Here is a 20,524-nt window from a genome sequence, read left to right as displayed (position 1 = left end):
CCTATCGACGGTTCCACCCTCCATAGTGGAATATGGATATAGCATAACCCTCCAAAGTGGAATGTCAAGCCTGCGGCGATTCCCGCTCGAAACTCGGGACTTCGCGCGATCCGGCGGTAGGGTTCGAATCGAGAACAACTGTATGGACAGGTGTTCAGCCCGCGGGTCCCTCGACGTCCGGACCCGAACTCGCTCAGGAGGCACAGGTGTCGGAAACCGTCCGCGGAATCGTGGCCCGCAGCAAAGGCGCACCGGTCGAGATCGTCGAGGTGGTGATCCCCGATCCGGGACCGCACGACGTGGTGGTTCGGATTCAGGCCTGCGGGGTCTGCCACACCGACCTGCACTATCGCGAAGGCGGCATCACCGACGACTTCCCGTTCCTGCTCGGCCACGAGGCGGCGGGCGTGGTCGAAGCCGTCGGCGCCGCGGTCACCCACGTGGCCGCGGGTGACTACGTGATCCTCAATTGGCGCGCGGTCTGCGGCGAGTGCCGGGCGTGTAAGCGCGGCAGGCCCTGGTACTGCTTCGACAGCCGGAACGCGAGCAGGAAGATGACGCTCGCCGACGGTACCGAACTGACTCCCGCCCTCGGTATCGGTGCGTTCGTCGACAAGACCTTGGTGCACGAAGGCCAGTGCACGAAGGTCGATCAGGCCGCCGACCCGGCAGTGGCGGGCCTGCTCGGCTGCGGCGTGATGGCAGGCATCGGCTCGGCGATCCACACCGGCAACGTCTCGATCGGCGACACCGTCGCGGTGATCGGCTGCGGCGGCGTGGGCGACGCGGCCATCGCCGGGGCCGGGCTGGCGGGTGCGCGCACCATCATCGCGGTGGACCGCGACGCCCGGAAATTGGCGTGGGCCACCGATTTCGGCGCCACCCACACGATCGACGCGACCACCGAGGACGTGGTCGAGAAAATCCAGGAGTACACCGACGGCTGGGGCGCGGACGTGGTCATCGACGCGGTCGGACGGCCGGAGACCTGGAAGCAGGCCTTCTACAGCCGTGATTTGGCGGGCACGGTGGTCCTCGTCGGCGTGCCGACCCCGGAGATGACCCTGGAGATGCCGCTGCTGGACTTCTTCTCCCGCGGCGGCGCGCTGAAATCCGCCTGGTACGGCGACTGTCTGCCCGAACGCGACTTCCCCACCCTGATCGACCTCTACCGCCAGGGACGGTTGCCGCTGGACCGGTTCGTCTCCGAACGGATCGGGATCGACCAGGTCGAGCAGGCCTTCGCCAAGATGCACGCGGGCGACGTGCTGCGTTCGGTGGTGGTCTGGTGACCGTCCGCATCGACCGCGTCGTCACTTCCGGCGAGTTCTGCCTCGACGGTGGCGCCTGGGCGGTGGACAACAACATCTGGCTGGTCGGCGACGACCACGACGTGGTCGTCATCGATGCCGCCCACGACGCCGACCCGATCGTCGCGGCGGTCGCAGGCCGCACCGTCCGCGCGATCGTGTGCACCCACGGACACAACGATCACGTGACGGTCGCCCCCGAACTGGCCGAGCGGCTGAACGCACCGATCCTGCTGCACCCCGCCGACGAGCCGCTGTGGCGCATGACCCATCCGGACGCGGGGTACCGGCCGCTCGCGGACGGCGAACGGATCTCGTTGGCAGGCACCGAGATCCACGTACTGCACACTCCCGGCCACTCTCCCGGATCGGTCGCATTGCATCTGCCCGCGGCCACGGCGGTGTTCACCGGCGACACACTGTTCGCGGGCGGACCGGGCGCGACCGGACGCTCGTTCTCCGATTTCGGCACGATCATCGAGTCGATCCGCGAACGGCTCCTGACGCTCCCGGAGGAGACCACGGTCCATACCGGGCACGGCGATTCCACGACCATCGGCGCGGAGAAACCCTTCCTCGCCGACTGGATCGCCCGCGGCCACTGACATTCGCGGCCGCGGGCGGCACACGACACCGCCCGCGGCCGCACCGCGCGCATCAACCGCGGTAGGGGTACCGGCGATCCAGATCCAGATTCACTCCGAGCACGTCGACCCGCGGCTCGCCGAGGAATCCCAGCGTCCGGCCGCTGGTGTGCTCGTCCACTACGGCACGCACCTGCTCCTCGGAGATCGCGCGCGCTTTCGCGACCCGAGACACCTGGATGGCCGCGTACCGCGCGGAGATGTTCGGATCGAGCCCGCTCCCGCTCGCGGTGACGGCGTCGGCGGGCACCGCCGGGTCGGCGGGCGCGTCGCCGTGGATCGGGACGATGCGTCCGACGGAGTAGTCCTGTCCCGGTTCGGCGCAGCCGACCCGCACGCCGCGGTAGACGGCGACGAACGGCTGCGCCGGGCACGCCTGGTTGACGCTGACGACCTGCACGGGATGCGCGACATCCCCATCGTGGTCACGCGGGCCGATCACCGAAAGCACCGCGCCTACACCATCTTTCGTGCAGAACGGGCGGCTGCCGTCGACCCCCTCACGGTCGCCGACCTCCTTGCTGCGGGCGCAGACCGTGGTGAGCAGGCTCGCGTGTGCCGGGGTGTCGACGATGTCCTCGGGCCCGAGATTGCTCGCGGAGGTGGACATCGGGTCGTAGCCGGCACCGGCGGCCGAGGGGCGGCTCTGGAAATACTGTGCCAAGGCCGCGCCGTCGGATCCGGTGAACGATTGCCCGATCAGGCTGGAGCCCACTGTCCTTCCGTTCACCTCGACCAGCGACCCGTCTGCTTTCTCGTGCAGGCCGGGCAATTGTGCCACCGCGAAAACCGCCAGCGGGTAGGCGATTCCAGTGATCGCCGTGAGCGCGAGCAACGCGCGCAATGCGGCGAGATGCTGCCGGATCCAGGTTGAAAGGCGCATGTCAGGACATCCCGGGGAGGAATTGGACCACGAGGTCGATGAGTTTGATACCGAGGAACGGCGCGACGATGCCGCCGAGCCCGAAAACGGTCAGATTGCGGCTGAGCAACTTCGACGCGTTCGAGGGCCGGTAGCGCACGCCGCGCAGCGCCAGCGGGATCAGCGCCACGATGACGACGGCGTTGAAGATCACCGCGGACAGGATCGCCGACTGCGGGCTGGACAATCGCATGACGTTGAGCAGGTCCAGGCCGGGAAACAGCGTCACGAACAGCGCGGGAATGATCGCGAAGTACTTGGCGATGTCGTTGGCGATGGAGAACGTCGTCAGCGCCCCGCGCGTGATGAGCAGTTGCTTGCCGATCTCGACGATCTCGATCAGCTTGGTCGGATCGGAATCCAGGTCGACCATGTTGCCCGCCTCTTTGGCGGCCGAGGTGCCGGTGTTCATCGCCACGCCCACGTCGGCCTGCGCCAGCGCGGGCGCGTCGTTGGTGCCGTCGCCGGTCATGGCGACCAGTCGTCCGCCGTCCTGCTCCCGCTTGATCAGCGCCAGCTTGTCCTCCGGCGTCGCCTCGGCGAGGAAGTCGTCGACCCCCGCCTCGTCCGCGATCGCCTTGGCGGTCAGCGGGTTGTCGCCGGTGATCATCACCGTGCGGATGCCCATGCTGCGCATCTCGTCGAACCGCTCGCGCATGCCCTGCTTCACCACGTCCTTGAGATGGATCACGCCGAGCAGCCGCGCGCCGTCGCCGTCGACCTGCCCGACGACCAGCGGCGTTCCGCCCGCGGCGGAGATGCCGTCGACGGTCGCGCCGAGCTCCCCCGGCACCGAACCGCCCAGCGCCCGCACCCATTCGGTGACCGCGCTCGCCGCGCCCTTGCGCAGTTGACGGCCATCGACGTCGACGCCGGACATCCGGGTCTGCGCGGTGAACTCGACCCACCGCGCGCGGCTCAGTTCGCCCGGCGTCCGCTCCCGCAGACCATAGGCCTGCTTGGCGTAGACCACGATGGAGCGTCCCTCAGGGGTCTCGTCGGCCAGGCTGGAAAGCTGGGCGGCGTCGGCCAACTCCTCCTTGCTCACGCCGGGCACCGGCACGAAATCCGCCGCCTGGCGGTTCCCGAGCGTGATGGTGCCGGTCTTGTCCAGCAGCAAGGTGTTCACGTCGCCGGCGGCCTCGACGGCCCGGCCGGACATGGCGAGCACGTTGCGCTGCACCAGGCGGTCCATGCCCGCGATGCCGATCGCCGACAGCAGCGCGCCGATGGTCGTCGGGATCAGGCACACCAGCAGCGAGACAAGCACGATGCCGGTGACGCCGTGCGCGTCCAGCGCCGAGGTGTCCGGCACGCCCGGATTGTTCGACTTGCTAAATATCGCCATCGGCTGCAACGTGACGACCGCAAAGACGAAGATGATCGTCAGCGCTGCAAGCAGGATGTTCAGCGCGATCTCGTTCGGGGTCTTCTGCCTGCTCGCGCCCTCGACCAGGGCGATCATCTTGTCGATGAAGCTCTGGCCCGGCTCCTGGGTGATCCGGACGACGATCCGGTCCGACAGCACGGTGGTGCCGCCGGTCACCGCCGAGCGGTCACCGCCGGATTCGCGGATCACCGGCGCGGACTCACCGGTGATCGCCGACTCGTCCACCGAGGCGATGCCTTCCACGACGTCGCCGTCGCCCGGGATCACCTGCCCGGCCTCCACCACGACGTGATCGCCGCGGCGCAGTTCCGGAGCGGCGATTCGTTCCTCGGCCACCCGCGCGCCCGGCGACCACTCGACCAGCCGTCGCGCGACGGTGTCGGTCTTCGCTTTGCGCAGCGTGTCGGCCTGTGCTTTGCCCCGGCCCTCCGCGACCGCCTCGGCCAGGTTCGCGAAGATCACCGTGAGCCACAGCCACACGACGATCGCCCAGGCGAAGAAAGTCGGGTCCACCAGCGCGAGCACGGTCGACCACACCGCGCCCAGTTCGACGATCAGCATCACCGGGTTGCGCCACAGGGTGCGCGGATCGAGCTTGCGTACCGCGTCCGGCAACGAGGTCAGCAGCATCTTGGGGTCGAGCACCCCGCTGCGGACGCTCTTGCCTCGCCGCGGCCGCTCGGACTCGGCCCGCGCCGAGACTTTTTCGATAGCGGGACTGGACATGTCAGTGGATTCCTTCGGCGAGCGGCCCGAGCGCCAGCGCGGGCAGGAAGGTGAGCGCGACCAGGATCACCGTCACGCCGACGACCATGCCGACGAACTGCGGCCGGTGCGTCGGCAGCGTGCCGATCGACGCGGGAGTGGTGCCTTGCCGTGCGAGCGAACCGGCCAGCGCGAGCACGAAGATGATCGGCAGGAAGCGGCCGAAGAGCATGGCCAGACCCAGCGCGGTGTTGTACCACTCGGTGTTGCCGGTCAGGCCCGCGAAGGCCGAGCCGTTGTTATTGGCGGCCGAGGTGAACGCGTACAGCACCTCCGACAAACCGTGCGGACCGGAATTCAGCATGCCCGCACGTTGCCCCGGCATCGCCAGCGCGGCGGCCGTGCCCACCAGCACGATCAGCGGGCTGATCAGGAAGTACGACGCGGCCAGCTTGATCTCGCGTGGCGTGATCTTCTTGCCCAGATACTCCGGGGTGCGGCCGACCATCAATCCGGCGACGAACACGGTGATCACCGCCAGGATCAGCATGCCGTACAGCCCCGACCCGGTGCCGCCCGGCGCGACCTCGCCCAACTGCATGTTGAACATCGTCATCAGACCGCCGAGGCTGGTGTAGGAATCGTGGAACGAATCGACCGCGCCGGTGGAGGTCAGGGTGGTCGCACCGGCGAAGGTGGCCGAATTCGCCACGCCGAAGCGCTGTTCCACGCCTTCCATCGAGGAGCCGATCGCGGTGGGCACCGTGCCGTGGTGCTGGAGCTGGAACAGGTTGGTCAGCGTGACGCTGAGCAGTGCGATCGTCCCCATCACCGCGACGATCGCGTAGCCCTGCTTGCGGCTGCCCACCATCCGGCCAAAGGTGCGCGGCAGCGAGAAACTGATCACCAGCAGCAGGAAGATCTCCACCCAGTTGGTCCAGGTGGCCGGGTTCTCGAACGGGTGCGAGGAGTTGGCGTTGTAGAAGCCGCCGCCGTTGGTGCCGAGTTCCTTGATCACCTCCTGGCTGGCGACGGGGCCGCCGGTGATCGTCTGCTGGATGCCGGCGGGCGTCTGCGCCACTTGGTCGTGCAGATGGAAATTCTGGATCACGCCGCCCGCCACCAGCACGAGCGCGAAGACGAACGCGATCGGCAGCAGGATGCGCAGCGTGCCGCGCACCAGGTCCACCCAGAAATTGCCGAGATCGCCGGTGTGCCTGCGCGCGAACCCGCGCACCAGCGCCACGGCCACCGCCATGCCCACCGCCGCGGAGACGAAGTTCTGCACCGCGAGTCCGGCCATCTGCACCAGGTGCCCTTGGGTGGATTCGCCGGAGTAGTTCTGCCAATTCGTGTTCGTCACGAAACTGACCGCGGTGTTCCAGGCCAGCGCGGGCGTCATCTCGGTGCCCGGATCGTTCAGGTGCAGCGGCAACTCGCCCTGGACGAGCTGGAAGAAGAACAGGAACAGAATGCTGACCGCCGAGAAGGCCAGCACGCTGCGCGCGTACACCGGCCAGGGCTGCTCCAGTTCGGGGTGCGCCCCGATCGCCCGATAGACGAGACGTTCGACGCGCGAATGCTCGCGTCCGTCGTAGACCCGGTACATGTAGTCGCCCAGCGGCACGTGCACCAGCGCGAGCGCCAGGATCAGGGAGGCCACGAAGGCGATCCCCGCAGTTGTCGTGGTCACTCAGAACCTCTCGGGAAACAGCAGCGCCACGACCAGATAGACCGCGACGCCGACGGCGAGAACCAGACCGATCAGATTCGCGGTCACAACTTCTCCACCCCGCGCTGAACCAGCCCGAGCAGCGCGAACGCCGCCACGGTGAGCGCGGTGAACACCACGACCGACATGACTCGACAACCTCCATCCGGCGCGCCGGGCTTCGGCGCGACAGAGCGAGTGAAGCGCCCCGGCGGCGCGTGGAGCCGTTTCCTGACGACTTCTTGACGCCCCGGGACTCGGCATTTGCGGTTCGTTGACGGTCACGCGACGCCCGCAAGTATGGCGTCAAGGAACGCGGACGGACCGTCAACACACCGTAAAAATCGAGGTCCGCCCGTCCGACGGCGGTAGAAGTTGGAGAGCCGGCCGGACCGGACGAGCGCGACCGGCGTCGTCCCGCCGGGAGGGAAGAGAGGATCGCAATGTCGGCAATGATCATGGTCGTCGCCTTCGTCTGCTGCGCGCTGGCCATCCGCGCGCTCGCGGGTCGGGAGCAGGCGCCGACGCCCCTGCCGGTCGCCGTCGAGACCGATGATGCGTGGCGGTGACGTGGGGTCGCAGCGCGCCGTGACCACCGACGGGTGTTCTGCCGGAGCGGCGCGACGCGCGATGATGAAGGCGTGAAACGCGGTCAGCTGCGCATCTACCTGGGCGCCGCGCCGGGAGTCGGCAAGACCTACGCCATGCTCGGCGAGGCGCACCGGCGACTGGAGCGCGGTCGCGACGTGGTGGCCGCGGTGGTGGAAACGCACGGCAGGGAGAGGACCGCGAAACTGCTCGAGGGCATCGAGCGCGTGCCGCCGAAGCTGATCGAGTATCGCGGCAGCACGTTCACCGAACTCGACGTCGAGGCGGTGCTGCGCCGCGCGCCCGCGGTGGTGCTGGTCGACGAGCTGGCGCACACCAACACACCCGGCAGCAAGCACGAGAAGCGCTGGCAGGACGTGATGGAGCTGCTCGAGGCCGGTATCGACGTGATCTCCACGGTCAACGTGCAGCACCTGGAAAGCCTCAACGACGTCGTCGAGCAGATCACCGGCATCCAGCAGCGCGAGACGGTGCCGGACGCCGTCGTGCGCGGGGCGGACCAGGTGGAGTTGGTCGACATCACCCCCGAAGCGTTGCGCCGCAGGCTTTCCCACGGCAACGTGTACGCCGCCGAGAAGATCGACGCGGCGCTGCGGAACTATTTCCGCGCGGGGAACCTGACCGCGCTGCGCGAACTGGCGCTGCTGTGGCTGGCCGATCAGGTCGACGCCGCGCTGGCGAAGTACCGGGCCGATCACCAGATCACCGAGCTGTGGGAGGCCAGGGAGCGCGTCGTTGTGGCGGTCACCGGCGGGCCGGAATCGGAGACGATCGTGCGCCGGGCCAGCCGGATCGCCACCAAATCCAGCGCCGATCTGGTGGTCGTGCACGTGGTGCGCGGCGACGGCCTGGCCGGGGTCTCCACCGAACGGCTGGCCCGGCTGCGTGAGCTGGCGGCCAGTCTCGACGCCTCACTGCACACCGTCACCGGTGAGGACGTGCCCACCGCGCTGCTCGAGTTCGCCCGTGAGACGAACGCCACCCAGCTCGTGCTCGGCACCTCCCGCCGGTCGCGCTGGGCGCGCATATTCGATGAAGGCATCGGCTCCACGGTGGTGCAGCGCTCGGGCAAGATCGACGTGCACATGGTGACGCACGAGGAGGCGCACCGCGGGCTGCGATACGCGGCGCTGCACCCCCGCAGACCCGTGGCCGCGTGGCTCGCCGCCTTTCTCGTGCCCGCGCTGGTCTGCGCGATCAGCGCCGCCTACCTCGACGACGTGCTGGATCTCGGCGGCATCAGCGCCGTCTTCGTGGTCGGCGTGGTGGCGGTGGCGCTGCTCGGCGGCGTGGTGCCCGCGTCCTTCTCGGCGCTGCTGTCCGGCCTGCTGCTGAACTGGTTCTTCGCACCGCCGCGCTACAGCCTGACCATCGCGGAACCGAACAGCTTCATCACCGTGGTGGTCTTGCTCATCGTCGCCGTCGCGGTGGCGGCGCTGGTCGATCTGGCCGCGAAGCGAACGGGACAGGCGCGCAAGGCATCCCGCCAAGCCGAATTGCTGACCATGTTCTCCGGCGCGATCCTGCACGGCGCAGATCTGCCCCGGCTGCTGGAACAGATCAGGGAGGTGTTCGCGCAGCGCGCGGTCGCGCTGGTGTCGGGCGACCACATGCTCGCCGAGGTGGGCGCGAACCCGCCGCGGCGGCCCTCCGACGCGGACACCGTGGTGGAAGCCGGGGATGCCCGCCACTGGCTGCTGCTGGCCGGTCGCCCGCTGGCGGCCGCCGACCGCCCGGTGCTCAACGCGGTCACCAACCAGGCCGTCGCTCTGGTCCGGCAGGCCCGCCTGGCCGAGGAGGCCAGCGCCGCCGCGGCCCTGCTGGAGGCCGATCGGCTGCGGCGGGCGTTGCTGTCGGCGGTCAGCCACGACCTGCGCACCCCGCTGGCCGGCGCCAAAGCGGCGGTTTCCAGCCTGCGCAGCGACGACATCGAGTTCTCCGCCGAGGACACCGCCGAACTGCTGGAGACGATCGAGGAATCGGTGGATCAGCTCACCGCGCTGGTCGGTAATCTGCTCGACTCCTCCCGGCTCGCGGTCGGCGTGGTCACGCCGCAGCTGCGGCGGGTCTACCTGGACGAGGCGGTGCACCGCGCGCTGGTGAGCGTCGGGATGGGCGCGCGCGGGCTGCGGCGGGCGGCGATGGACCGGGTCCGGGTCGAGGTCGGCGACGTCTCGGTGCGCGCCGACAGCGGGCTGCTGGAACGGGTGCTGGCCAATCTGCTCGACAACGCGCTGCGGCACGCCCCGCGCGCGGGCACGGTCCGGGTCACCGCGGAACGCGCGGGTGACCGGGTCTCGATCGCGGTCGTCGACACCGGGCCCGGCGTGCCGCACGGCACCGAGGAGCAATTGTTCGAACCGTTCCAGCGCCTCGGCGACCGGGACAACACCACCGGCGTCGGGCTCGGCCTGTCGGTGGTGCGCGGGTTCGTCGAGGCGATGGGCGGCACCGTGCACGCCGAGCCGACTCCCGGTGGAGGATTGACCATGCTGGTCGACTTGCCCGGCGGCGAGCCGCCGGACGCGAACGGCACGGGCGGCGCCGTGGCACACGAGACGACGAGCGCGGGTGAGTGAGGCGCCGGTGACGACACAGGAGGCTGCGGTTGTGACGAAGACGCCCGATGCGGTGGCGACCAAGGTGCTCGTGGTCGACGACGAACCGCAGATCGTGCGCGCGTTGCGGATCAATCTCTCGGTCCGCGGCTACGAGGTGATCACCGCCGCGACCGGCGGCGCGGCCCTGCGCGCGGCCGCCGACCGGCATCCGGACGTCGTGATCCTCGATCTCGGCCTGCCCGACATCGACGGCATCGAGGTGCTCGCCGGTTTGCGCGGCTGGACCTCGGCGCCGGTGATCGTGCTGTCCGCGCGGACCGATTCCGCCGACAAGGTGGAAGCGCTGGACGCCGGCGCCGACGATTACGTCACCAAACCCTTCGGCATGGACGAGTTGCTGGCCCGCCTACGCGCCGCGGTCCGGCGCGGCGCCACCGATCCCGACGCCTCGGCGCCCGTGGTGACCACCGACTCGTTCACCGTCGACCTGGCCGCCAAGAAGGTCACCAAACGCGGCGAGACCGTCCACCTGACCCCCACCGAGTGGGGCATGCTGGAGATGCTGGTGCGCAACCGAGGCAAGCTGGTCGGGCGGCGCGAGTTGCTGCGGGAGGTGTGGGGCCCGTCCTACGCCACCGAGACCCACTACCTTCGCGTCTACCTGGCGCAATTACGCCGCAAACTGGAGGACGATCCGTCGCGTCCCAAGCACCTGCTCACCGAGGCGGGCATGGGCTACCGGTTCCAGGAGTAATCCCGGCCACGGGCCGCCGACCGCGCGGAATGGCGCGTGCTGGCGCGGCGTTGCCAGGGCCGCGAGTTGATTGCGACGACAATGGCAGGATCGAACCCATGGCTGAACAGACCGCTACACCCGTCACCGCCACCGCGGCGCCGAGCGCGCCGGAGCCCACCACACTGTGGGTAGAGCGCACCGGCACCAGGGCATATACCGGCCGCAGCTCCCGCGGCGCGGAAGTCCTGATCGGTTCGCAGGGCGTCCCCGGTGTGTTCACCCCCGGCGAGCTGCTGAAGATCGCGCTGGCCGCCTGCTCCGGTCTGAGCGCGGACTTCCCGCTGTCGCGCAAACTCGGGGACAACTTCGACGCGACGATTCGCGTCTCCGGCGACGCCGACCGGGAGAACGAGGTCTACCCGCAGCTGGACGAGGTGTTCGAACTCGACCTCAGCGAGCTCGACGAGGAGGCCCGCGAACGGTTGCTGGTCACCGTGCAGCGTGCGATCGACAAGGTCTGCACGGTGGGGCGAACGCTGAAGGCGGGATCGAAGGTGACGCTGTCGTTCGACATCGAGGCCTGATGGAGGAGGCCGTTCGGTTGAGCGCCTGGGTGCACGGACTGGTCCAAGGGGTCGGTTTCCGCTGGTGGACCCGGTCACGCGCGCTGGAACTGGGCTTGGTCGGGCACGCGACCAACGCCAGGGACGGCCGCGTGCACGTGGTCGCCGAAGGGCGGCGACCGGCTTGCGAGCGGTTGCTCGCCCTCTTGCGTTCCGGGGACACACCTGGTCAGGTCAGGTTGGTTGTGGAAAGCTGGGAGCCCGCGCGGGGTGATTTGACCGGTTTCGAGGAGCGGTAGTGGTGGTTCGGGCGAGGAGGGGGGCGCAGCGATGAGCACGCGAGATCCGGGTGACGAGCGCCGGGACGAACCCGAACGGCCTTCCGAGCCGCAACACCCTGCCGAGGACCGGCAACCACCGAACTCGGTGTCGGGCGACGAACAGGACCGGTCGACTCCCACGTCCGCCTCGGGTGCCGCCGATCAGCCCGAAATCGACCTGCCCACCTCCACTTCGGTGCCGTCCGGCGGCACGAGCGGTCCTGGCCGGGATCGACCGCCCGCGCCTCGCCCCGGCAGCATCCAGCGCCAAGAAGCGGGCGTGACGCGACCCCGCCCGCCCACGGTGGCCGAGGCACGCGCGCGAGACAAGGCCCGCAAGCGCGCCGAGGAAGCGCAGCGCGCGGCCGCCGCGGCCGAGGAAGCCAAGAAACGCACCCGCAAGCGGGTCATGATCGGCGGGGTCGCCATCGTCGGCGTCGCCGCCCTGGTCGGCGGCGGCTATCTGGCCTATCGCGCCTTGGCCGCCCCGGACCGGGTCACGGCTCAGTGCCTGAAGACCGAGAACGGCCAAGAGGTCGTGGTGGACGACTCCTACTGTGGCGACGGCCGTCCCGGCTTCATCGGCGACACCGGCGTCAATCCCGGTCTGATCATCCTCGGCGGCGGGCCGCAGTACCGGTACTACTACGGCGGCACCGGCACCATCGGCAAACCGCCGACCGGCGGTACCACGATCAAACCGAAAGGCGCCGAGATCAAGACCAAGAGCGGCACCACCATCCAGCGCGGCGGTCTGGGCAGCAAGAGCACCGGCGGAGGATCGTAGATGCGGCGCGTGCGGGATACCCCCCGGCCGGGGTGGCAGCAGATCATCGAGAGCCAGGGTCTCGTCTACGGCGCCCCGGGGCGTGATGCGAGCGGTCAGCCGCGGCCGTACTGGGACGAGTCGGTGCACTACGAGTTCGAGATGTCGGAGATCCTCGCCTTGGAGGCCGACGTCGAACTCCTGCACTCGATGTGCCTGAACGCGGTGGAGCACGTCGTGCTCACCGAGCGGTACGCCGATTTCGGCCTGCCCGAGTGGAGCTGGGGCCCGATCGCGGAATCCTGGCGGCGTTCCGATCCGCACGTGTACGGGCGCTTCGATCTGCGCTACGACGCACGGCGTCCGGCGAAACTGCTGGAGTACAACGCCGACACCCCGACCTCGCTGCTGGAGGCGGCGATCGTGCAGTGGCACTGGCTGACCGACCGCTACCCCGGCGGCGACCAGTGGAACTCGTTGCACGAGAAGCTGGTGGAGCGGTGGGGCGAGCTGCGCGACGTTCTGCCCACGCCCCAGGTGCATTTCAGCTGGTCCAGCGCGGACGCCACCGGCGAGGACAACGTCACCACCGCCTACCTGCAGGAGACCGCGGCGGAGGCGGGATTCGACACCATCGCGCTGCCGATCGAGGAGATCGGATTCGATTCCGAGCTGGAGCGTTTCGTCGACCTGGCGGAGGCGCCGATGGAGGCGGTCTTCAAGCTCTACCCGTGGGAATGGGTGCTCGACGACGATTTCGGCAAGCGCGTCGTGGACAGCCTGCCGGAGACGATGTGGATCGAACCGCTGTGGAAGACGCTGCTGAGCAACAAAGCGATCCTGGCGGTGCTGTGGGAGATGTACCCGGGCCACCCCAATCTGCTGCCCGCCTATCTCGACCAGCCCAACGAGCTCACCGAGTACATCCGCAAACCGAAGCTGGGACGCGAAGGCGCCAACATGACGATCGTCGGCGCCGGACTGGAGACCGCGACCGGCGGCGTCTACGGCGAGGAAGGCTACGTGTACCAGTTGCTCGACCCGCTACCGGAATTCGACGACATGCGCCCGGTGCTCGGTGCGTGGATCGTCGGCGACGCCGCGGCGGGGCTCGGCATCCGCGAGACCGCGGGACTGATCACCGACGACGGCTCCGCCTTCGTCCCGCATCGCATCGCCACCGACTGAGCATCGTCACCGTCAAGCACGAACCCACCTCGGCCGCGTGCCGATACGTCGCGGAAGGATCAAGATGACCGCAGTCGCCCTGGAATCGGGGTACTGGAACTCGCTGGGCCAGGGTGTGGGAGCGATCGTCCTCTACGCCCTCGTCGGCTTGGTGCTCATGCTCGTCGGCTTCTACGCCATCGACCTGACCACCCCGGGTAAGCTGCGCAAGCTGGTGGTGGCGGGCAAGCCGAACGCCATCATCGTCACCGCGGCGGGCATGATCAGCATGGCGTTCATCGTCGTACTCGCCATCTTCGCCGTCGGCGGCGGCGGCAAACTCTCCGAGGGCCTGATCGCCGCGCTGGTGTTCGGCCTGGTCGGCATTGTCGCCCAGGTCATCTCGGTGCGCGTCATCGAACGGGCGCTCGGCATCGACATCGGCACCGTGCTGCACGCCGACACCTACACCACCGAGGTCCTCGTGGTGGCGGCCGCGCATTTCGCGCTCGGGCTCGTGGTCGCCTTCGCGATCCTGTAGGGCTCACGGCGGTAAGCGGCATCGGCCGAGACGCTCGGTGCCGACCGGCACCGCTTTCCGGGGTGAGTGCCGTTGATTCAGTGCTCGTCCCCGTGGGCGAGACAGTACGCCGCCGCCGCGAGGTATTGGCGGCACTCCGGGCCGTGACCGGCGTGCACGCTGCGAATGAACAAGGCGCGATCCATGTCGAGATCCGTCGACGGCTCCGCGGAACAGTCCCGGTACCGGGTCCGCCACAGATCTTGTATGTCCAGCGATGTCTGCATCGTGCACCTCCCGTGCTGCGTATCAGTGCGAGAAGGCTTGCAATATCTCTACACCGGGGGCATACCCGCTCCCGCCCCGCGGCAACCGGTACGGGTCACCGGGTCACCAACCGCCAGTCGTCGGGCAGGCGCGCCGCGGTGATCTGCGCGCCCTCGGCCTCCAGATCGACGGTGGTCGCGCCGAGCCGCAACGCGCGCAGCGACACCTTGCCCCACCGCGCGGGTAGTTGCGGTCGAACGGTGAGCGTCCTGCTCGGCGCGTCGGGGTCGAGCCCGAGGAAGGCGCGCACCAGCAACAGCGGCGCCGCGCTGGCCCACGCCTGCGGCGAGCAGGAAGTCGGATACGGCACTGGCGTGGCGAATCGCGACCGGGGAAAGCCGCAGAACAGCTCCGGCAGACGTCCGTCGAACACCGCCGCCGCGTCCAGCAGGCCGGTCGCCAGCCGAGTCGCCAGCTCCACCGCGCCGGGCACATGCCGGTAGCGCAGCAAGCCCGCCACCGCGATCGCCGTATCGTGCGGCCACACCGAGCCGCAGTGATAGCTCATCGGGTTGTAGGCGCCCATGTTCGACGCCAGCGTGCGCAGGCCGAAGCCGGAATCCATCTCCGGGCCCGCCATCCGCGCCACCAGCTCCGCCGCGTGCTCGTCGGTGGCGATGCCCGACCAGAGGCAGTGCGCGACATTGCTGGTCAGCGCGTCGACCTGACGCTTGCCGCCGTCCAGCGCCACGGCATACCAACCGCGGTCGGCCAGCCAGAACTGTTCGGCGAACTTGACGCGCAACTCCGCGGCGCGTTCGCGCAGCTGCCCGGCCAGCCGGGGATCGTCGAAAGCCTCCGCCAGTTCGGCCCTGGCCAGCATCGCGGCGTGTACGTACCCCTGCACCTCGCACAGCGCGATGGGCGCTTCGGCGATATGCCCGGTGGCGTCGTTGATTCCGTCGAAGCTGTCCTTCCACCCCTGGTTGACCAGGCCGCGGTCGGTGGCGCGGCGGTACTCGACGAAGCCGTCGCCGTCCCGGTCGCCGTAGTCGGTGATCCAGTGCAGCGCGGCGTCCGCGGCGGGCAGCAGTAGCCGGATCGCCTCCGCATCGGCGCCCCAGCGATGACATTCGGCCAGCAACATCACGAAAAGCGGTGTGGCGTCGGCGGTGCCGTAGTAGATGTTGCCGCCGAACACCGGCCCGCCCGACGGACCGCGGCGCATCTCGTGCATGATGCGCCCGGGTTCCTCCTCGGTGAGCGGGTTGACGTCCTGCCCTTGCAGTTCGGCCAGCTGCTGTAACGTGCCCAGCGCCAGATCGATCTCCAGCGGCAGCGCCATCCATGCGGTGAGCAGGCTGTCGCGGCCGAACAGGGTCATGAACCACGGCGCGCCCGCGGCGACGAAAGGCCGGGCGTCGCCGGATTCGTCGTGCATCTGCAACGCGCCCAGGTCGCTTTCGGTGCGGCGCAGCACCCGAGTGAGCGCCGGATCCGACGCGGCGATGTCGGTGGCGGTGTCGCGCCATGCCTCGATCTTGCGGCCCGGCGCGCTGACGTTGTAGTGCTCGCCCGGCGAGATCGCCTGGAATCTCTGGTTGCCCACGGTCGGCTGGGCGATGATCTCGGTCTGCCAGCATTCGCCGACCGGCACGATCACCCGCCACAGCAGTGAACCGGGCAGAACCTCGGGTTCCACGGTCGCCGAGATCGAGATGCCCCGGCTGCGGTCGGCGTGATCGTGCAGCACCAGTTCCCCGTCGGCTACCGTCACGTCGGCCCGCCCGTGTCCGGCGCGGCCTTCCTTCACCGCGAACAGGTCGATGAAGTCGGCGTCCACGTGCAGTTCCAGCAGCACCGCGGTGGGCTCGCGGCCCATGTTCTCCAGCGTGATCAGCTCGTGCATGCCGTCGGCCACGATCCGTTCGCGCACCACCAGCAGCGTGCTGTCGGCCAGGCCCGCCTGCGGGGGCCTGCGCAACACGAACCTGGCGGCGAACGCCTCCGGACTCAGCACCGAAAGCGACTCGGCGGGTTTGCCGTTCACCAGCAACTCCCAGCGCGACAGCACGCGGGCGTCCCGGAAGAACAAGCCGTGCGGCTTGCCCGGTTCGACGTCGCCGAGCCGATTGGACAGGCAGAAGGTGCCGCCTTCGACCAGGGTCACCGAGCCGCACCCCCCGAACCCGGTCGACTCACCGGAGTTCAGGGGGCTGGGGCTCACCGGTACGGAATCGGTCACGCCAAGCCGCTCGCCGCGATTCGGATCGGCGAGCCGGACGCCGGGGCGTCGAGCGACGCGGCCTCGGGCGCCGCGGTGGCGAGCGGCGCGGCGCCGGATCGTTTCTTGGAGCGCAGCACCCGGCGGTACACCTGCTCGTAGCCGAAGCCGAGCGTGTCCGAGCCGAACTTGGCCTGCACGTGCGCCCGGCAGGCGTACGGGTCGATCGCCCTGACCTCTTCGATGGCCGCGGGCAACTCGGCGGGATCCTCGCAGATGCGGCCGGTCACGCCGTCGACGATCACCTCGGACACCGCCCCGCCGCGCAGCGCGACCACCGGCGTGCCACAGACCATGGATTCGATCATCACCATGCCGAACGGTTCCTCCCAGCGAATCGGGAACAACAGGCAACGCGCATTCGCAAGCAGCTTACGCTTGGCCGTCGCGTCGGCGAGACCGAACACGTGATCGTTTTCCGTCAGCAGCGGCCGCACCTTCTCCTCGAAGTAGGCCAGCTCGGGCCGCTCGCTGCACTTGCCAGCGAGCACCAGCGGGATGCCGGCGGCGTGCGCGGCTTCCAGCGCCAGGTGCGGGGCCTTGCACTCGTTGAACCGGCCGAGGAACAGCGCGTAATCGTCCTTCTCGACGCGGAACGGCCAATCGTCGACGTGCAGCGCATTGTGTACCCGCCCGGACCAATTGAGGCCCTGCGCGAGTTCGCGCTGCCGGTCGCTGATCGCCACCAAGGCGACCTCGTCGCCCAGATCCTGGTAGTAGCGGTAGATGTCGTCCTCCACCGGCCCGTGGACCGTCAGCACCGTCGGCAGGCCCATGTTCTGGAAGACGGTCGCGTTGAGCGGCCCCGCGAAGGTGTGATCGTGTACCAGGTCGACACCCGAAGTGGCCACGAGCTTCTCGATCGCGCGGCGCACCCGCAACGCGTGCACGACCTCGGGAAACGGCTCACCGAGTCGTTCGGGCAGCGCCCGGTCCCACACCGGCACGAACTTGGCCTTCGTCCCCGGCTCCCCCGCGCCCAACAGAGTGACGTCGTGGCCGCGGGCCACCAGCGCGTCGACCAGGTCGGCCACCACGGCCTCGACGCCACCGTACGCCTTGGGCGGGACGTCGAAGTACGGCGGCACGACCATCGCGATGCGAAACGGACCGCTGGAACGATCTGTCGACAAGTAGTCGGACGACGGCATCTCCAGATCGGACGACGCCTGCGCGGAAATCGGCACGGAAAGCGCGCTCATGACCCTCCTTCCAGGGACAACCAAGTAGCACTCGCATTCACCCAGCACTCGGAGTACCGGGCGCCGAACTGAACTAAGTGGCCGCCGCGGCGGGGGTGAAGACCTAGCTGCACCGCCGTCCATGGGGCTTGGTTGGCCTGGTCACGCCGCCGGCATGATCAGGGGGGCCGAGTGGGAGGTACCTCAGAGCGTGCCGTTCAAACCAAACAGTTCGGGAAAAATACGCTCCCGCAGCGTTCGTTCGGCTACCGATGGGTAGTCCGGTGGCCCCGCGTCGCCTGCGGGCAATGGAGCACGCGTCACCCTTCGAAAACGACCTTCGGTTCGCCATCGGCGCCGGCATCGCCGCCCGCGACTAGGAACGACAGCAAATCCTCCGCTTCGGCACGAACCGCGGCCTCGTCGGACGCCGACAACGGATGCCAGGCAACGATGCGCAGGGTGGCGCCGTCGAGCGACCAACGGCCGTGCACGAAACCGTCGACCAGATACATGGGCACGCCCGCGGAAGCCTCCGCGGCGACGCGCTTGCGGTCCTCCTCGCTGATGATCCTGCGGCGGTCCTTGTGGCCGAGCAGCGCGTTGTCGAAGGCGGGCAGAAAACGCACGGGCACGGCCAGATCCGGCTCGGCCAACGGCGCGTCCGGCAGGTCGAACAACACACGGTGCTGGTCGTCGGTGAACACCCGCAGCCGGGTGCGCAGGCCGTCGACCACCTCGGCCAGCCGGGTGACGCCCGCCCACGCCTGCATGTCGGCCACCGTGGCCGGGCCGAAGGCCGCCAGGTAACGCAACACCAGCGTCTCGGGCCGCGCCGTAACCATCGGCGCGCCCATCCATTCCTCGGCCAGCCCGACCGTGACGGAACGATTGCGCCACCGCCCCCACGTGCCGGTCTCGGGGCCGTGGGTCAAAGGCACCAGCAATTCGACGGTTTCGGCGAGCCTGCGCGGGTGCCGGTCGGGGAAACGCCGGGCGAGCAGTTCGCCCAGTTCGCGGCGGCGCAAGCGCTGTCCGGCCAGCAGTTCGCGTCCGGCCGCCGCGAGCGCATCCAGATCCACACCGTCGATCTCGTCGCGGTAGTACGGCGCTTTCAGCGCGGCGTCGACCACCGGCTGCACCGTCGGCCGCAACCAGCGGTAGTCCGCGGCGTCGGCCAGGTGCACGGTGCGCCGGATCATGGTGGAGCGCACCAGGGAGCGATCACGCAGCAGCGCGGCCAAGTCGTCGTGCCGAAATCCCGCCAGACGCGACCACAGCCCCACGTAGGGCCAGTTCGGCTCCTGGCCCTGCACCGCGACCAGATGCCGGACGAGTTCGAGCGGAGGCAACGCCACCCGCTCCGCCAGCTTCTGGCGGATCAGCAGCGTCCGATTCAGCTCGCGCAGCGATAGTTCCGTCATGCGGCCATCCTCGCCCAGCCCACCGACACATCCGAGGTCGCGGCATCGCGGGCCGAAGGCCCAGGGAACGACGTCCGGTGTTCACTGATCCGGCAGGCAGCGACCGGGGTCGGGCAGGTCGGCGCACGGCGCGTTGCCGTGCGCGCGCAACACCTCTTTGCCGGTCCGATCGGTCAGGAAGTGCAGGAAACTCGCGGCGAGCGAACCACCGGGCAACTCGCCGTTGCTGTAGGCGTACTCGACGCCCCAGAACGGATAGGTGCGCCGCACGGCGGCGTCCCGGCCTGCGCCGACCCCCTCGATCGCGATGGTCGGCAGACCCGCACCGACGGCCTCGGCGAACTCCGAATACCCGATGGCGCCGGGTATTTCGGCGACCGCCTTGCGCATGTCGGCGGTGACCTGCACCTCGCACTGCCCGGGCGCGGTGGTGACCGTGCCCTTCAGCGCCGTGCAACTCACGTGCGGGCGCTCCGGCTGCGTGCCGTCGAGCAACCTGCGTTCGAAGATGGTGCGCGTCCCCGAGCCGGGTATGCGGTTGACCAGCACCACGGGCAGGTCCGGACCGCCCACCTCGCGCCAGTTGCCGATTCTGCCCCGGTAGAGATCCCGGATCTGGGCGGCGGTGAGATCGCGGACGCCGACGCCGGGATGCGCGATCATGGTGAACAGCGACAAGGCCAACGGCCGGTGCACCAGTGTGGGATAGCCGCCGCCCTTCGCACCGTCGGTGACGGCGAGCAACCCGGCATTGCCCGCACCCTCCTCGGCGAGCCGGTCCAGTCCGCGCTCGGATCCCTCGAAGCCGTACGCGAAATCCGCGCCGGTGCAACTCTTCCGATACTGCTCGGCGGCGTCCTCGATCACCTGGGCGAACGCCGACGACCCGATCACGGTCAGTTTCCCGGAGGCGCAGTCCAACGGCGTCGGCGACGGCTCCAGCGCGGCCACCACCAACTGGACGATGATCACCAGCACCAGGAAGACCGTCAGCGCGACCATCATCAGGGAAACGCCGGTGCGGCTGCGCGTTTCGGTGATCCGACCGCCCTTGATGCCGCCACGCAGCACCGGCGGAGGGTATTCGCCCAGACCCTCGGAGCGCTGCAGGATCGCGAGAATCTTGTAGTGATCGCCGGGGGCCAGCGGTACTTTCGGCAGATCGATCACGCCGATGTGGCCGCCGGTGTCCTCGCGCACCGCGATGCCGGAATCGGCGTCGAGATTGTCGGCCAACGCGGGATCGCTGAGCTCGTTCACCGCCATGCCGATCACGCGGCGCTGCGGAAAACGCAGGTGCAAACCGATCCGCGCGGCTTCCGGCGCCTTGTAGTCATGGCTGTCGATGGTGGTGACGCCGCTGTTCTCGACGCGCACCAGAACGACCGAGATGTCCTTCAGGTCCGGACTCGCGCCGTCGAGCGAGGGGCGCAGCTGCGGGAGC

19 protein-coding genes are annotated in these 20,524 nt (G+C 69.1%); 10 read left to right on the top strand and 9 right to left on the bottom strand.

Annotation, left to right across the window (positions count from 1 at the left end):
* Positions 1 to 206: 206 nt before the first annotated feature.
* Entirely contained in the window at positions 207 to 1,292 is a 1,086-nt protein-coding gene (locus ON21_RS19010) for an S-(hydroxymethyl)mycothiol dehydrogenase (RefSeq protein WP_039799566.1), read from the top strand.
* The gene (locus ON21_RS19005; protein ID WP_373281138.1) at positions 1,286 to 1,915 is read left to right on the top strand and encodes an MBL fold metallo-hydrolase; all 630 of its coding nucleotides are present in this window, start codon (positions 1,286 to 1,288) and stop codon (positions 1,913 to 1,915) included. Before ON21_RS19010 ends, ON21_RS19005 begins: the two co-directional genes overlap by 7 nt.
* Positions 1,916 to 1,967: 52 nt before the next feature.
* On the opposite strand, the gene ON21_RS19000 is transcribed toward ON21_RS19005, so the two are convergent.
* The 4 genes from ON21_RS19000 to kdpF all read right to left on the bottom strand — a co-directional run bounded on the left by ON21_RS19000 (position 1,968) and on the right by kdpF (position 6,946).
* Positions 1,968 to 2,837 (bottom strand): potassium-transporting ATPase subunit C, encoded by an 870-nt coding sequence (locus tag ON21_RS19000; protein WP_039799564.1) that lies wholly within the window; start codon positions 2,835 to 2,837, stop codon positions 1,968 to 1,970.
* A 1-nt stretch (position 2,838) separates the two neighbouring features.
* Positions 2,839 to 4,896 (bottom strand): potassium-transporting ATPase subunit KdpB, encoded by a 2,058-nt coding sequence (gene kdpB / locus ON21_RS18995; protein ID WP_245562652.1) that lies wholly within the window; start codon positions 4,894 to 4,896, stop codon positions 2,839 to 2,841.
* Positions 4,897 to 4,993: 97 nt separating this feature from the next.
* Positions 4,994 to 6,664 carry a potassium-transporting ATPase subunit KdpA gene (gene kdpA / locus ON21_RS18990; protein WP_039799562.1) on the bottom strand — a complete coding sequence of 557 codons (1,671 nt, stop codon included), beginning with the start codon at positions 6,662 to 6,664 and terminating at the stop codon, positions 4,994 to 4,996.
* On the bottom strand, positions 6,665 to 6,946 hold the full coding sequence (kdpF, locus tag ON21_RS37200) for a K(+)-transporting ATPase subunit F (RefSeq protein ID WP_083880730.1): 282 nt from the start codon (positions 6,944 to 6,946) through the stop codon (positions 6,665 to 6,667).
* Positions 6,947 to 7,125: 179 nt separating this feature from the next.
* On the opposite strand from kdpF, the gene ON21_RS40620 reads away from it, so the two are divergent.
* The 8 genes from ON21_RS40620 to ON21_RS18945 all read left to right on the top strand — a co-directional run bounded on the left by ON21_RS40620 (position 7,126) and on the right by ON21_RS18945 (position 13,945).
* Entirely contained in the window at positions 7,126 to 7,251 is a 126-nt protein-coding gene (locus ON21_RS40620) for a hypothetical protein (RefSeq protein WP_281032682.1), read from the top strand.
* 72 nt (positions 7,252 to 7,323) lie between these two features.
* Positions 7,324 to 9,870, top strand: coding sequence for an ATP-binding protein (locus ON21_RS18975; RefSeq protein WP_051020980.1), 2,547 nt, complete (start codon positions 7,324 to 7,326; stop codon positions 9,868 to 9,870).
* Between the two features lie 31 nt (positions 9,871 to 9,901).
* Entirely contained in the window at positions 9,902 to 10,606 is a 705-nt protein-coding gene (locus tag ON21_RS18970) for a response regulator (RefSeq protein WP_281032681.1), read from the top strand.
* Positions 10,607 to 10,704: 98 nt separating this feature from the next.
* Entirely contained in the window at positions 10,705 to 11,172 is a 468-nt protein-coding gene (locus tag ON21_RS18965) for an OsmC family protein (RefSeq protein ID WP_039799559.1), read from the top strand.
* Positions 11,172 to 11,450 (top strand): acylphosphatase, encoded by a 279-nt coding sequence (locus ON21_RS18960; protein ID WP_039799558.1) that lies wholly within the window; start codon positions 11,172 to 11,174, stop codon positions 11,448 to 11,450. The genes ON21_RS18965 and ON21_RS18960 overlap by 1 nt, the downstream gene beginning before the upstream one ends.
* 31 nt (positions 11,451 to 11,481) lie before the next feature.
* Complete coding sequence (locus tag ON21_RS18955) at positions 11,482 to 12,258, top strand: hypothetical protein (RefSeq protein ID WP_051020973.1); 777 nt, start codon at positions 11,482 to 11,484, stop codon at positions 12,256 to 12,258.
* Positions 12,259 to 13,425, top strand: a complete 1,167-nt coding sequence (locus ON21_RS18950; RefSeq protein ID WP_039799557.1) for a glutathionylspermidine synthase family protein — start codon at positions 12,259 to 12,261, stop codon at positions 13,423 to 13,425. It begins immediately after the preceding gene.
* Between the two features lie 64 nt (positions 13,426 to 13,489).
* On the top strand, positions 13,490 to 13,945 hold the full coding sequence (locus tag ON21_RS18945) for a DUF350 domain-containing protein (RefSeq protein WP_039799556.1): 456 nt from the start codon (positions 13,490 to 13,492) through the stop codon (positions 13,943 to 13,945).
* 77 nt (positions 13,946 to 14,022) lie between these two features.
* Here ON21_RS18945 and ON21_RS18940 read toward each other — a convergent pair whose 3' ends face one another.
* The 5 genes from ON21_RS18940 to ON21_RS18920 all read right to left on the bottom strand — a co-directional run.
* Complete coding sequence (locus tag ON21_RS18940; RefSeq protein WP_039799555.1) at positions 14,023 to 14,211, bottom strand: hypothetical protein; 189 nt, start codon at positions 14,209 to 14,211, stop codon at positions 14,023 to 14,025.
* Between the two features lie 95 nt (positions 14,212 to 14,306).
* Positions 14,307 to 16,418, bottom strand: coding sequence for an amylo-alpha-1,6-glucosidase (locus ON21_RS18935; RefSeq protein ID WP_051020978.1), 2,112 nt, complete (start codon positions 16,416 to 16,418; stop codon positions 14,307 to 14,309).
* A 14-nt stretch (positions 16,419 to 16,432) separates the two neighbouring features.
* Complete coding sequence (locus tag ON21_RS18930) at positions 16,433 to 17,626, bottom strand: glycosyltransferase family 4 protein (RefSeq protein ID WP_083880732.1); 1,194 nt, start codon at positions 17,624 to 17,626, stop codon at positions 16,433 to 16,435.
* 350 nt (positions 17,627 to 17,976) lie between these two features.
* Positions 17,977 to 19,080, bottom strand: coding sequence for a winged helix DNA-binding domain-containing protein (locus ON21_RS18925; protein WP_039799553.1), 1,104 nt, complete (start codon positions 19,078 to 19,080; stop codon positions 17,977 to 17,979).
* A gap of 81 nt (positions 19,081 to 19,161) precedes the next feature.
* Positions 19,162 to 20,524 (bottom strand): PstS family phosphate ABC transporter substrate-binding protein (locus ON21_RS18920; protein ID WP_039799552.1); only part of this gene is annotated, 1,363 nt, incomplete at its 5' end.

Origin of the sequence: Nocardia araoensis NBRC 100135 (assembly GCF_000308435.1) — a bacterium.
GTDB classification, from domain to species: Bacteria; Actinomycetota; Actinomycetes; order Mycobacteriales; family Mycobacteriaceae; genus Nocardia; species Nocardia araoensis.
Note: the sequence above shows the minus strand (reverse complement) of the source record. Positions and strands in the feature narration are given on the sequence as shown.